This window comes from Sphingomonas echinoides (assembly GCF_029623395.1).
GTDB classification, from domain to species: Bacteria; Pseudomonadota; Alphaproteobacteria; order Sphingomonadales; family Sphingomonadaceae; genus Sphingomonas; species Sphingomonas echinoides_A.
Genome location: NZ_JAPYKK010000059.1, coordinates 1 through 12,456 on the forward strand (window position 1 = coordinate 1; position 12,456 = coordinate 12,456).

The 12,456-nt window shown below is 61.7% G+C and carries 14 protein-coding genes; 5 read left to right on the forward strand and 9 right to left on the reverse strand.

Going from position 1 to position 12,456, the window contains the following annotated elements; all coding sequences use genetic code 11:
* Window position 1: 1 nt before the first annotated feature.
* Window positions 2–322, forward strand: a complete 321-nt coding sequence (locus tag QBJ92_RS19840) for a response regulator (protein ID WP_277971413.1) — start codon at window positions 2–4, stop codon at window positions 320–322.
* Window positions 323–576: 254 nt separating this feature from the next.
* Here QBJ92_RS19840 and QBJ92_RS19845 read toward each other — a convergent pair whose 3' ends face one another.
* Complete coding sequence (locus tag QBJ92_RS19845; protein WP_277971414.1) at window positions 577–843, reverse strand: hypothetical protein; 267 nt, start codon at window positions 841–843, stop codon at window positions 577–579.
* A gap of 10 nt (window positions 844–853) precedes the next feature.
* Window positions 854–1,429: a recombinase family protein gene (locus QBJ92_RS19850; RefSeq protein WP_277971415.1), complete on the reverse strand. Its 576-nt coding sequence runs from the start codon at window positions 1,427–1,429 to the stop codon at window positions 854–856.
* Between the two features lie 138 nt (window positions 1,430–1,567).
* Between QBJ92_RS19850 and QBJ92_RS19855 the strand changes: the two genes are divergently transcribed.
* Entirely contained in the window at window positions 1,568–4,525 is a 2,958-nt protein-coding gene (locus QBJ92_RS19855; protein ID WP_277971416.1) for a Tn3 family transposase, read from the forward strand.
* On the opposite strand, the gene QBJ92_RS19860 is transcribed toward QBJ92_RS19855, so the two are convergent.
* Window positions 4,511–5,611: an FUSC family protein gene (locus tag QBJ92_RS19860; protein WP_277971417.1), complete on the reverse strand. Its 1,101-nt coding sequence runs from the start codon at window positions 5,609–5,611 to the stop codon at window positions 4,511–4,513. The genes QBJ92_RS19855 and QBJ92_RS19860 overlap by 15 nt on opposite strands.
* 8 nt (window positions 5,612–5,619) lie before the next feature.
* Window positions 5,620–6,015 carry a glyoxalase superfamily protein gene (locus QBJ92_RS19865; protein WP_277971418.1) on the reverse strand — a complete coding sequence of 132 codons (396 nt, stop codon included), beginning with the start codon at window positions 6,013–6,015 and terminating at the stop codon, window positions 5,620–5,622.
* Window positions 6,016–6,201: 186 nt separating this feature from the next.
* Between QBJ92_RS19865 and QBJ92_RS19870 the strand changes: the two genes are divergently transcribed.
* Window positions 6,202–6,417: an META domain-containing protein gene (locus QBJ92_RS19870; RefSeq protein WP_277971419.1), complete on the forward strand. Its 216-nt coding sequence runs from the start codon at window positions 6,202–6,204 to the stop codon at window positions 6,415–6,417.
* A 708-nt stretch (window positions 6,418–7,125) separates the two neighbouring features.
* On the opposite strand, the gene QBJ92_RS19875 is transcribed toward QBJ92_RS19870, so the two are convergent.
* The 5 genes from QBJ92_RS19875 to QBJ92_RS19895 are packed head-to-tail and all read right to left on the reverse strand — an operon-like array spanning window position 7,126 to window position 10,615.
* Complete coding sequence (locus QBJ92_RS19875; protein ID WP_277971420.1) at window positions 7,126–8,016, reverse strand: polysaccharide deacetylase family protein; 891 nt, start codon at window positions 8,014–8,016, stop codon at window positions 7,126–7,128.
* Complete coding sequence (locus QBJ92_RS19880; RefSeq protein WP_277971421.1) at window positions 8,013–8,501, reverse strand: GlcG/HbpS family heme-binding protein; 489 nt, start codon at window positions 8,499–8,501, stop codon at window positions 8,013–8,015. The genes QBJ92_RS19875 and QBJ92_RS19880 overlap by 4 nt, the downstream gene beginning before the upstream one ends.
* Window positions 8,502–8,541: 40 nt before the next feature.
* Window positions 8,542–8,943 carry an MAPEG family protein gene (locus QBJ92_RS19885; protein WP_277971422.1) on the reverse strand — a complete coding sequence of 134 codons (402 nt, stop codon included), beginning with the start codon at window positions 8,941–8,943 and terminating at the stop codon, window positions 8,542–8,544.
* A 2-nt stretch (window positions 8,944–8,945) separates the two neighbouring features.
* A complete protein-coding gene (uraH, locus tag QBJ92_RS19890; protein ID WP_277971423.1) occupies window positions 8,946–9,338 on the reverse strand; it encodes a hydroxyisourate hydrolase in 393 nt (130 codons plus the stop codon).
* Window positions 9,335–10,615 (reverse strand): amidohydrolase family protein, encoded by a 1,281-nt coding sequence (locus tag QBJ92_RS19895; RefSeq protein WP_277971424.1) that lies wholly within the window; start codon window positions 10,613–10,615, stop codon window positions 9,335–9,337. Before QBJ92_RS19895 ends, uraH begins: the two co-directional genes overlap by 4 nt.
* A gap of 49 nt (window positions 10,616–10,664) precedes the next feature.
* On the opposite strand from QBJ92_RS19895, the gene QBJ92_RS19900 reads away from it, so the two are divergent.
* Both QBJ92_RS19900 and QBJ92_RS19905 read left to right on the forward strand, forming a co-directional pair.
* Window positions 10,665–11,540, forward strand: coding sequence for a LysR family transcriptional regulator (locus tag QBJ92_RS19900; RefSeq protein ID WP_277971425.1), 876 nt, complete (start codon window positions 10,665–10,667; stop codon window positions 11,538–11,540).
* A gap of 6 nt (window positions 11,541–11,546) precedes the next feature.
* A complete protein-coding gene (locus tag QBJ92_RS19905; RefSeq protein ID WP_431358442.1) occupies window positions 11,547–12,251 on the forward strand; it encodes an HPP family protein in 705 nt (234 codons plus the stop codon).
* Window positions 12,252–12,456: the final 205 nt, after the last annotated feature.

Here is a 12,456-nt window from a genome sequence, read left to right on the forward strand (position 1 = left end):
GTTGATCGTAGATGACAACGCGCTAGTCCGTCAGATGATAGCGAGCCTTGCGCGCGAACTAGGCCTGTCCGTGATTGAAGCAGCTTCGATCGACGCTGCACAGGCGCCGCTTGCTGACGGCAATATCGATATGCTGCTTTGTGATGATGACCTAGGCACTGGCGTGTCAGGCGTTCAATTTATCGCCAGCAATCCGTTGCAGATGCCGGCGACTGTTGTGCTGATGTCCGGTAATCCGAAACCGAATGGACTGCCAGAAGGTATACGGTATCTCTGTAAGCCCTTTACGATCGGGCAACTAGAAGGGGAGTTATTAGCTTAAAGACCGATAACCGAGGCGTGACGCAAAACTTTAGCTTTGCATCACGGACGTCCGACTTGTGTGGGGGTTGCGTAAGAACGGTGACGAAGCGTCGCTGATTGAGACGCGCGCGAACGCAGTGTTACGGTCTGCATCGCTGCTATCAGTCCCGGCACACCGACCAGAGCGATGGCGCGCTTGGTGTTGTAGGGGTCACTGCACGAAAGTGAAGTTTACGTACGCTAGGATCGAACGAACGGCGAACGCTGACGATGCTAACATCGGAAGGGTATGACGACAGCCTGGTCGAGGAAGGCGCGCATACCTTCTTCATCGACGGTCTGACGGAAAGCGGCATGCGCAGCATTATCAGTCGCGAACAGGTCGTCCCAGACCGTAGACGTTCCATGCTCGTTTTCGACCTCAAGCGACCAGCCCGGCTCATTTTCCAACCGGATGATGTTCACTCTCACGGTGACGCCCTGCTCGGTGACGAAACCAGACAGGCTCGAAGTGACGATGTTGGGATCGTGTTCGTGCATCACTCTTTCCTCATGCGTTGACTGCGGTTTTAGCAGCGGTGCCTTCGAGCGCCTTGTAGAGCGCGGTTTTGCCGACCTTGAGGCGCGTGGCCGCTTCGCGAACCGTCAGCCCTGCCGCGATATGATCGCGCGCCTTACGCAATTTGTCAGGCGTGATGACCGGACGCCGACCGCCAAGGCTCCCCCGTTCCCGCGCAGCCTTCAATCCGGCGTTGGTGCGCTCGCGGATCAGGTCGCGCTCGAACTGGGCGAGCGAGCCGAAGATGTTGAACACGAGCATCCCGCCCGACGTGGTGGTGTCGATCTGCTCGGTGAGCGATCGGAAACCGACACCGCGCGCGGCCAGTTCGCCGACCCTCTCGATCAGGTGGCTCATCGAACGGCCGAGCCGGTCGAGCTTCCACACGACCAGCGTGTCACCGGCACGCAGATAGGCCAGCGCTTCGGCCAGCCCCGGCCGATCGGTCTTCGCGCCGGAGGCGTGGTCGTCGAACGTGCGCTCACATCCGGCCGCGTTCAGCGCGTCATGCTGGAGCGCCAGCTTCTGGTCGCCGGTTGAAACCCGCGCATAGCCGATCAGCGCCACGGCCAGTCCTGATTTGTCCGTTTTCCCATCGATTTGCATTCTTGTCCGAATCGCCATCGCGGGTCCAGCGTTGACGGACATATTCATGCTGACCGCCAGAGGACCGTCTGACGGACAGGGCGGGAAAGGTCGTGATGCATGGCAAGGCGGCGGTTGCTGACACGCGAGGCGCTCGCCCCGCATTACGATCCCCCGACCGACGAACGGGAAATCGCCCGTCATTTCACCCTCAGCCGCGAAGATCTCGATCTTGTCAGCGAACGGCGCGGAGCGTCGAGCCGGCTCGGGTTCGCGCTACTGCTGCTCTACATGCGTTGGCCGGGCCGCGTGCTGGAGGCCGGCGAGAAACCACCGAGCGCTATCCTCGCCTTTGTCGCCGAGCAGATTGATGTGCCGGCGAAGGCGTTCGACGACTACGCCCGTCGCGATGAAACCCGCCGCGCGCATCTTGCCGATCTCATGCAGCACTTCGGGCATGCGGCTTTCGACCGGAACCGCTTTCGCGCGATCGTGGCGTTCGCGATGCCGGTCGCGCAGACTGTCGTCCAGCCTCTCCTGCTCGCTAGCACCGTGATCGACGAGTTGCGACGACGGCGGGTGCTACTGCCACCATCGGCTGTCATCGAGGCGATCGTCAGACACGCGCGCCAACAGGCCGAACAACTCACCCACGCAATCCTGACCAACGGCATCGAGCCGGAAAAGCTGACGGCGCTGGACGCCTTGCTGACCCGGCGGTCGGATCAGGGGACGACATGGCTGGCCTGGCTGCGCAACGCCCCGCAATCGCCGGCACCGCGCAACATCCTGCGGTTGCTTGAACGGCTCGATCATGTCCGGACGCTCGGCCTCGACCCGTCGCGCGCCGCCATGATACCGTCGGCAACCTTCGATCGATTAGCCGACGAGGCAATGCGGATCACGCCGCAACATCTCGGCGAGCTGGCGGCCATGCGCCGCCACGCGACGCTCGCGACCGCAGCCATCCGGCTCGAGGAAAGCCTGACTGACGCCGCGCTCACCATGTTCGACAAGCTGCTTGGCAGCATGGTGCGCCGCGCGGAAAACCGGACGCGCGACAAGGCGATCAAGACGGTACGCGAAATGCAGGGGCATCTACGTACTCTGACCGATAGCTGCCGCGTGCTGATCGACGCGCACGCCAAGGGTATCGACTCCCTTGCGCGTATCGGCCCATTCGACTGGGAGCGGTTCGGTTCCGCTGTCGCCCAGGCGGAAGTCCTCGTCCGCCCCGAGACGATCGACCGCACGGCCGAACTGATCGAGCGACATCGCAAGGTGAGACTGTTCGCCGGGCAATTCCTGCGGGCGTTCGCGTTTCGCGGTGCCGGACCGGTCCAGGGCATCCTAGATGCGCTCGCCATCATCGCCGATCTCTACCACACCGGCAAACGACGCCTGCCTGACAAGGTGCCGCTGCGCTTCGTGCCGGCGGGCTGGCCGCCCTTCGTGATCCGCGATGGCGTCGTCGATCGCGCGGGCTATGAACTCTGCGCGCTGTCCCAGCTTCGCGATCGGCTGCGAGCCGGCGATATCTGGGTGGCGGGCAGCCGCCAGTATCGTGACTTCGACAGCTATCTCATTCCGCCTGCCACTTTCGCAGCGCTGCGCGAAAAGGGGCCACTTCCGCTCGCAATCGAAACCGGGTTCGCGTCTCATATTGAGGATCGCCGTGAGCGACTGGACCGTGCGATTGAACGGGTGACGGTACTGGCCCGGCAGGGCGAACTGCGCCAGGTCCGGCTCGACGAAAACGGCCTGATGATTTCGCCGCTGAAGGCGATCACGCCGCCTGCGGCCGAGCTCGCACGCCGCACCGCCTATGACCGTCTCCCCCGTGTGAAGATCACGGATATCCTGCTCGATGTTGACGCGTGGACCGGCTTCGGCGACTGTTTCACCCACCGGCGTTCGGGTCGACCGGCAGATGACCGTAACGCGCTGCTGACCGTCATCCTTGCCGACGGCATCAATCTCGGCCTGACCCGCATGGCGGACAGTTGCCGGGGCGCCAGCCTGCGCCAGCTCGCCCACCTGCATGACTGGCACATCAGCGAAGCCGCATATGGCGAAGCGCTGGGGCGGTTGATCGACGCACATCGTGCGATGCCGCTTGCAAGATTATGGGGCAGCGGCATCAGCTCGTCGAGCGACGGGCAGCAATTCCATGCCGGCGGGCGGGGCGCTGCGATCAGCGATATCAACGCGCGCAACGGCAACGAACCCGGTGTGTCGTTCTACACCCATATTTCCGATCAGTATGACCCGTTCGGCTCGCGCGTGATCGCCGCGACCGCGGGCGAGGCGCCCTATGTCCTCGACGGCTTGCTGTACCACCAGACCGGGCTGTCGATCGAAGAGCATTATACCGACACGGGCGGCGCGTCTGACCATGTGTTCGGACTGATGCCATTCTTCGGCTACCGCTTCGCGCCGCGCTTACGCGATATCAAGGAGCGCCGCTTGCATCTGCTGCCCGGCCAGGAGGCTGGGCCGTTGCTCGCGGGCATGGTCGGCGATCCGATCGCGCACGATCATGCAGCCGCGCATTGGGACGAACTGCTGCGGCTCGCCACCTCGATTCGAACCGGGACGGTCACCGCATCGGCTATGCTGCGCAAGCTGTCCTCCTATCCGCGCCAGAACGGTCTGGCACTCGCACTACGCGAAATCGGACGCCTTGAACGCTCGATCTTCATGCTCGACTGGTTGCAGGACATCGATCTGCGCAGGCGAACCCAGGCCGGGCTGAACAAGGGCGAGGCGCGCAACGCGCTCGCCCGCGCGCTGTTCTTCAAACAGCTCGGCGAGCTGCGCGACCGCCGGTTCGAGAACCAATCCTACCGCGCCTCCGGCCTCAATCTGCTGGTCGCTGCGATCATCCTGTGGAACACCCGCTATCTCGAACAGGCGTTGGCCGACATGGAAGCGCCGGACGACGTTGCCCGCCATATCGCACCGCTGGGCTGGGAGCATATCGCACTGACCGGCGACTACAGCTGGGAGCGGGATGATCGACCGACGCCGCATCAACTCAGACCACTCCGCACATCGTCGTCGCTACTGGCTGCGTGATCGCCTTGGCATCGACGCGCTGCGATTCAGCAACCGGTCGGCAGTTATGTTACCGGCAATTACTAGAGCACCGCCGATGATCGTTGCTACGACCCGATCGGTTAGTAGGGCGACCTCAATCGGCTTGCCGAGATCCAACACCAACAGGATCAGTGGCGTCGCGACGATCGAATACAGCAGATAGCTGCGCGCACGCGCGACCGGCACTAGCGTTGCGAGCGGGCATGCGAGCAAGGCAAGAACCGGCGGTGAAGTAACACCGGCCACTATGAGCGAGGTGATGCCGACCCCGGCGATCGTGCCAATCAGGCGTTGCACCGTCTTGACGGGCAAGTGCTCGATGGGGCGTTGGGTAAGCAACACAACGGTCAGCATGATCCAGTAGAAGTGACGATCCGGCCAGAGATGGCGGATGACGCTGGCCACGGTCAGGCCGATTGCCAGCCGCGCCACGAACTGCCAGCCGGACAATGACCGGAGTGTATTGCGGAAATGGGCACGTCGCTGGGCGGGCGTAGGGACGCGCGCAGGTTGCGTCGGTTCGTCCGGCTTCGGTAAGCGGTCGGCCAGCAGCCCGCGCAGAACGATGTTCCAGAGCGCGCCGAGACCGAAGACAAGTGCGGCGTCGTGGTGGCCGTTCGTTGCTCCGTCGAGAAAGCCGGTGCCAAGCACGAGATAGATACCGAATCGAATTGCTCCGATCGCGAAGGGTCGGCTAAACCCAGACGACAGCGCCGCGACCGACACCAGTCCGATCATCGCGGCGTCGGTCCACGGCCGACCCGCGATCAGCGTCGCAATCGTGACCGCCAACATTGCCGGGAGGATCGCGGACGATGGACGGTCACGGTCTCCCGATGGGGCAGCGGTTCCCCCGGTCGCGCCCGACAACAGAATGGCGCCCAGGCCAATCGTAAACCCCGCTTCGCCATGACCGAGCCACAGTCCCGCGACCACCGGAACCCCCATGCCGAATGCAGCTACGAGGATGCTCCGGATGCGGATCGGTGCGCGATCGCTCGCCCCCAATATCTCGCGCCAAAGGTTGCGGTCATTGCGCGGGGCAGGCGTGCGGTCGCGCGTCATCCTGTGGCTCACGCGGCCGCGGGCGGATCGATCCGCTCACCGACGTCGATGCGGTTGCCGTCGGGATCAGCGAACACGAAGGCACGCTGGCCATAGTCCTTGTCCATCAGGCGCTTGACGATCCGGACGCCGTTCGCCTCACACGCGGCGTAAAGCGCGGCAGCATCGCTGACGAACATATGCGCGACGTTCACGGTCGACGGGACATGGTCGCGCTTTTGGCTGAGGTGGATTTCCGCATCGTCCTTCTTCAGGACCATGAAGCCGACCGGGCTGCCGTTCTCGAAGGCCTTGGAAAAGCCGAGCACACTGGCATAGAAGTCGTAAGCTATCTGGACGTCACGAACGCAAATCATCGGTGCGACGCGTCCGAACCTGATGGGGGTAGCCGGTATCTCAGCCATTGGCCGCATCCTGTAGGGCAGTGGCGGCGGTGCGCGTGCCTGGTTGCGGAGCGGTGTCCGCGCTCTTCATGCAAGGCCTATCGCCATTGGTCAATTCGTTACGCGTATGGCCGTCAGCTTGGAACAGGCTCAATGAAGCGTTTCGCCAGCAGGCGTTCTATTTTCGTTCACTCCTAGCGTACGTAAATGGTACTTTCGTGCAGTGACCCCTATACGGTCGAGGGAAGCAAGCTGACGATCAGCCCGGCCGGCACGACGATGATGGCGTGCCCGCCTGCGCTGATGGACCAAGAGCGCAAGCTAGTCGATCTTCTCGGTAAGGTGTCCAGCTACAGCATCGATCACACGGGCGCGCTTGTTCTGACAACCACATCGGGCGACCAGCTCGTGGCACGGCGCTGACCTTTCTTGGAAAGCAGGCCTGATCCTACCTCCTTACGAAGCGGATGTTCCACTGGAATAAACGATCGGCCGCCACGTCGATTTGACATTAAGGAGGTGTACCGCGATGTTCGCTGGATGCCTCTGCTTGAGACATATAAGCGGTTCATTGATCACGCCGGCCAACTCGCTGCACGCCGCTAGCCCGAGCTCGCGGACATTTGCCGCTTGAGTTCGGGCTCCATTCGATTTTGATCCCGCGGCCGCGCGAAGCGCGTTCGCGATCTCGAATAAGCGGGAATCGCACATGTCAGAATTTACTGAAAAGCCGTACCATCGGCTATCGCGCAATAACGATGGGATACGCATTGTAGAAAATCGCCAGCGGTTACGCTCTAGGCCCAGGCACTTCTTTTCCAACAATTTCTCTCTGGAAATAGAAGACGAAACGACCACACATTATGAAACCGATCCCAACAGCAGGCTCAGCCGTCTGGGTAGATTTATTGATTTAAACCTTGCTTTGCTAATTTTCGTCGTTGGCGTTCCGATACTTATTTATTGTGTGATTAGCTCGGCGCTTTGATAGGCCAGATCGGCATCATCGTTCGTGACCGTTGGTATCACCGGTCATGGATGGTGCGTCGCGGCCCCTAAAACCTGCGCAATCGCCTCTGTCACAAAGCGTTCGTCATTTGCTGATCCGCCTGAACGCCGAGGCTGACTCTATCAGGCAGGCTTGCCAGGTCCCTTCGCCATATAATCGGCGATGGCGCCCGCGGTCGTCCACCAGATGCGTGGGTCAGCAGCCTCTCTCAGCCGGGTCAGGGCTCGATCAAGATGAAGTGCGCGGTGCGCCTGCCCCATGATGTAGGGATGGAGGGCGATGCCCAGCACCAACGGGCGACGGTCGCACTCGGCAAGAAGCTGTTCAATCGCGTCCTCGATCATGCCGGCAAAAGTTTCGGCCTCCTGATGACGGGTGATGATCGAGGGGATGTCGTTGATCTCCTGGGAATACGGGATCGATAATATCCCCTTGCCGCGCCGAGTATCCAGTCGTGTCGGTTGATCGTCATGTGCCCAATCGAGGACATAGCCGAACCCTGCTTCTTCAAGCAGATCGGGCGTATTCTCACTTTCCGAAATCCACGGCCCGAGCCAACCGCGAGGGCGGACACCGATGGCTTCGAATTCCTGAAGCGTACGCGCGATCATTTCGCGCTCCTCGTCTTCGCTCATGTGGCCCTCGGCCTGTGCATTGGTGCGGCCATGCGCGGCGATTTCATCCCCCCGATCCCGACATGCCTCCGTAAGCCCTGGGCACCGCGTGATGATGGCGCTGTTGACGAGCGCCGTCGTCTTCAGTTCAAGCCGGTCGAACATCTCCATGAAACGCCAGGCGCCAACGCGGTTGCCATAATCGCGCCAGGGGAAGTTCATGACGTCGGGATCGGTCTTGGATGGGGCCAGGGTTGCGCCCATCCCGTCGCCAAAGGCAAAAACCTCATGATTGACGCCGAGGTACACCGCCAGTCGGCGTCCTTCCGGCCAGCTGTAATCGGGGCGGCCGATGATCGGGACGTACTCATACCGGCCGTGATGTGGCAGTTCCGTCATGGACGTATCCTTGCTTTGCCCAATACCTGCGCGATGGCCTCTGTCGCACAGCGTTCGTCATTGGCCGATCCACCTGACCCGGCGACGCCGATGCCCCCGATCACGTCACCATCAACGACAATCGGCATGCCACCGCCCAACAGGAGCAATTCCGGAATAGTGACGAGGTTACGGGACGTCGGATCGGTCGCGGCGCGCTCAGCCAGTACGGTCGTGTTGGCCTTGGTCGACAAGGCGGTGAACGCCTTGCGCTGGGCCGCGAGCGTGTTGTGCGGGCCGATGTCGTCGCCGCGCTGGAGCGAGACCAGGTTCCCGCCGCGATCGACCACCGCGACCACAGACTCCCGACCGATCGTACGACACGAAGCTATTGCGGCACCTGTCAGGCTGTTGGCCAGCGCCAGCGACACGGTTTTACGCTCCAGCGGTACTACGGGCGTTGCCGCGGCGATTGCCGCGGGCAGAAGAATGACGAGACTCAACACCGTGATGTGACCTTTCAGGAATAATTAGCGCGAAGGCGCATCAGGCGACGCCGGTTGCGATCAGCGCAGCCCAGCCGACGAGGAATGCCAGCACTAACCATGTCAGGATCGCACCGCCTGCTCGCGGCACATTGGAGCGGCGCAGGTCCATTCCGATCGGGTGGGCGATCCGGGCGACAACAAATATTGCTGCGGTGACCCCGAGCGTCAGGCTGGACCCGCGAGCAAGCTCGATCAACGCCATCAGCGCCAGGACAAACGGCGCATATTCGACCAGATTGGCATGCGCGCGCATCTGCCCAGCGAGAACATCCTCACCGCCGTCACCGATCAGCACATTGTCGCGGAGCCGCATGCGAAAGATCCGCAGGCCAAGCCATAGGTTGATCGTTCCAAGGGAGGCCGCTCCTGCCAGCGTTACAGGAAGCGTCACGCCGGCCATGCTCAGTTTCCCCGGTAGGTTGAATAGCCATAGGGGCTGACGACGACCGGCACATGGTAGTGACCCGCCTTGTCGATCACGCGGAACGTCAGCGTGATTTCCGGAAAGAACGGGTTCGCTGACGCATCGGGGTAGCGCGACATGTCGAACTGGAGCTTGTAGATTCCGGTGTCGAACGACTTGGCGTCCCCAAAGCTACGAACGCGGCCATCAGCATCGGTGGTAGCGGTGCCGACCTTTTGCCAGCGTCCGTCATCCGCACGCTTCGAGAGGGTTACAGGAACGGCCTTGCCGCCAACGCCCCGGGCGAGGTCAAGAACGTGAGTGGAAATGTCGGCTGCCGCGGCGGGGGTGGCGACTGCGCCGAGCAATAGAGCGAGAGCAATGGCCTTCATGAGCGATATCCTTGCTGAGTGTCGTATCGGGAAAAGAGGGTGTCGAGCCGCGATGTGCATGATGGTACGATCGCGCCCTGGTGGATCAGACGACGTTCGCGCGGCGTAGCGGCGACTGCGGCCGCGGCGTTTTCTGCATCGACTATGAGGAACGTCGCTTCGTCACCGATAGCCAACCCGTAGCGTCGGAGCCCCAGAACCGATGCTGCATCCGTCGTGGCCATATCCAGCGCGGTCGCAAGATCGGCGTCGGTGAAGAAGCCTGATCGATACCCGATCATCATCGCGCGCCCGAGCATGTCGCCATCGCCGTAAGGCCACCACGCATCGCGGATATTGTCATTGCCGGCAAACACACGCACGCCTGCACTACGAAGCACCTTGATCGGCGGGAAGGCGCGGTCACCCGGCGCATTCGTCATGATCGCTACGCCGGCTTCCGCCAGAATATCGGCGGTGCGGGCGGCTTCGTCCGGCCCGACATCGCCGAGCGCATAGGCGTGGCTCACGACGACCTTGCTCTGCATTCCGACCGCGGTCGTTCGCGCAGCGATCCGACGCAGCTGCTCGATCCCCTGCCGACCGGGTTCGTGGAGGTGGATATCGATCTTCACGCCGTGCCGTTCCGCCACGCCGAACACCACGTCGAGGTGCGCGTCGGCATCACAGTCGAACGCCGAAGGGTCCAGCCCGCCGACGACGCGTGCCCCTTCCCGAACGGCCGCATCGAGTAGATCAGCGGTCCCGGGGGATGCAAGGATGCCGGCCTGGGGAAACGCGACGATCTCGACATCGACGCGGTCCCGCCACGGCTCGCACGCCGCCATCACCGCATGCAGATTGGCGAGGCCGAGCGAGGCATCGACGTCGACATGGCTACGCATCGCGACCGTGCCGAAACCGTGCGCCTGCGCCAGCAGTGCATGCGCGCGATCGGTGACTGGCGATGCATCCGCAAGCAGCTGCTTCTCGATACCCAAACGTTCGCCAAGGCTTTCGGCTGGGCGATGCGGACGCCAGTCATCGCCAACGAAGCTCTTATCGAGATGTATGTGGCCTTCGACGAATGCGGGAAGGACCAGAAGCCCTGCCAGGTCGATGCTATCGGCACCGGCGGCCAGCGATGCCGGCTCAACAAACCGACCGTCCGACACCGCCAGATCGCCGGTTCGACCATCTTTCAGCAGAGCATTTCGATACAGGCGGGGTGCGACGACGTCATGCAAATCAGCGGTCCTTGGCTTGATGAATTCGCAAATGGGCGCGCGTGCCCACATTTACGAATGAGATATTTAAATAGTCCTCATTCGATACTACAATACTGATATGCTCGACCCGAGATTGCTCCGTACCTTCGTCGCTATCGCTGATTCCGCCAGCTTCACGATCGCAGCCGATCGTCTCAATTCCACTCAGTCGACGGTCAGCCAGCATCTTGGCCGCCTTGAAGCAGCAGTCGGGCAGTCGCTGATCGATCGATCGGCAAGGCCTATTTCGCCGACGCCTTCGGGCGAGCGGTTGCTAGGCTATGCACGGCGGTTACTGGCTTTGCAGGATGAAGCGCAGACATTGCTGGCCGATCCATCGGGAACGATCACGATCCGCATCGGGGTGCCCGACGATGTCGTGACTCAGGCTATGAGCCAGCAGTTTGCGCGGTTCGCCGAACGGCATCGTGAAATCCGGTTAGATGTGACGACAGGCCTCAGCCGCGATCTGACAAAACGCTTCCGTGCCGGCGAATTCGACATTGCCATCGTCAAGGAGGCGAGAGCAGATGGCGACGCCCGCGCCAGCTTTTCCGAACCGCTTGGCTGGTTCGAAGCCAGGGACATTTGCAACGACTGGCCTGACCCCATCCCCCTCGTGACGTTTCCACCGGGCGGATTGTACCGTGATCTCATGATCGACCGGATAGAGCGCGAACGCCGAAGGTGGTACATAGCCTTTACCGGCAACAGCCTGGGCAGTGTCTTGTCCGCAATTGAAGCCGGGCTAGGAGTGTCGGTGCTGCCCGTCAGCACCGTCGCCGCACACGCCGTTCGTGCCAGTTCCATCTTTGCCGCGGACGCGCCGTTGGTGGTGTCGATCTATGCCTGGGAAAGCGATGGCGCGACGGGAGAACTGGTCGCTGCGATGAGCGAAGTGCTGTCCGACCGTCCGGGCGAGCAGATCAATTCAAAGCCCCTCAACAAAAGGTAATCTGTTTTGCGTGCGCTTTTTGCTCCAATCCTTGCTGGTGCTACATTCGGGGATCGGCTGTTGGCGTGTACCGGTGCCGCGGTGGGGATTATGCTTACTGCGATCGTGACAGCGATGGCGTTCGGAAACGGATGGACGGCGATTCTGCTGGTGGCCCCGATGGGCGCTTCCGCAGTGCTCATCTTCGCCGTACCGGCCAGCCCGCTTGCGCAGCCCTGGTCAGTGATTGGTGGCAACGTAATCTCAGCCATTGTCGGGGTGGGGATCGCATCCATGGTGTCATCGCCCGCGCTTGCGAGCGGCTTGGCAGTCGGAGGCGCGATCTTGGCAATGTCGCTGCTGCGCTGTCTCCACCCTCCTGGCGGGGCTGCCGCACTGACCGCAGTCATAGGCGGACCTGCCGTTACGGCAGCGGGCTGGATGTTTCCGGTCCTGCCTGTTGGTATTAATGCCGTGATCCTGACCGCTGCCGGGATGCTTTTTCATATGCTATCAAAGCATTCCTACCCGCATCGTGCTGTCGCAATGACGGCCGTGCCTGCTGTTCTGGGAGGCGATAGCATCCCCCATCCGGAAGACCTCGACGCAGCACTCGCGGACCTTGGTGAGACATTCGACATTGGTCGTCAGGATCTCGATTTACTCTTAGAACGTATGAAAGTGCATGCGGCCATACGCCGTGCAGACAACAATGCTAGAAAACTGCGTTGAGGCTCACACGGACAGATCTTTGGGATAGAAGCATTTTGGCGTTAACACAGTGCAGATTCTAAAAGGCGGCTATCTGCTATTAAGATGATCTGCCCCCCGCTGAGTGGCCCAAAGACTATGATAGTCTGGACCACGAAAGGGACGACGGATGCCATTCAAGAAGCACAAGCCGGAAGAGATCATCGGCAAGCTGCGTGAAGTTGAA

Excerpts from the sequence above, each read along its gene's own strand:
- QBJ92_RS19875 (WP_277971420.1), bottom strand. The coding sequence starts at position 8,016 with ATGACGGAACTGCCACATCACGGCCGGTATGAGTACGTCCCGATCATC.
- QBJ92_RS19870 (WP_277971419.1), top strand. The coding sequence starts at position 6,202 with ATGGTACTTTCGTGCAGTGACCCCTATACGGTCGAGGGAAGCAAGCTG.
- uraH (WP_277971423.1), bottom strand. The coding sequence starts at position 9,338 with ATGAAGGCCATTGCTCTCGCTCTATTGCTCGGCGCAGTCGCCACCCCC.
- QBJ92_RS19860 (WP_277971417.1), bottom strand. The coding sequence starts at position 5,611 with ATGACGCGCGACCGCACGCCTGCCCCGCGCAATGACCGCAACCTTTGG.
- QBJ92_RS19885 (WP_277971422.1), bottom strand. The coding sequence starts at position 8,943 with ATGGCCGGCGTGACGCTTCCTGTAACGCTGGCAGGAGCGGCCTCCCTT.
- QBJ92_RS19895 (WP_277971424.1), bottom strand. The coding sequence starts at position 10,615 with ATGTGGGCACGCGCGCCCATTTGCGAATTCATCAAGCCAAGGACCGCT.
- QBJ92_RS19845 (WP_277971414.1), bottom strand. The coding sequence starts at position 843 with ATGCACGAACACGATCCCAACATCGTCACTTCGAGCCTGTCTGGTTTC.
- QBJ92_RS19855 (WP_277971416.1), top strand. The coding sequence starts at position 1,568 with ATGGCAAGGCGGCGGTTGCTGACACGCGAGGCGCTCGCCCCGCATTAC.
- QBJ92_RS19865 (WP_277971418.1), bottom strand. The coding sequence starts at position 6,015 with ATGGCTGAGATACCGGCTACCCCCATCAGGTTCGGACGCGTCGCACCG.
- QBJ92_RS19900 (WP_277971425.1), top strand. The coding sequence starts at position 10,665 with ATGCTCGACCCGAGATTGCTCCGTACCTTCGTCGCTATCGCTGATTCC.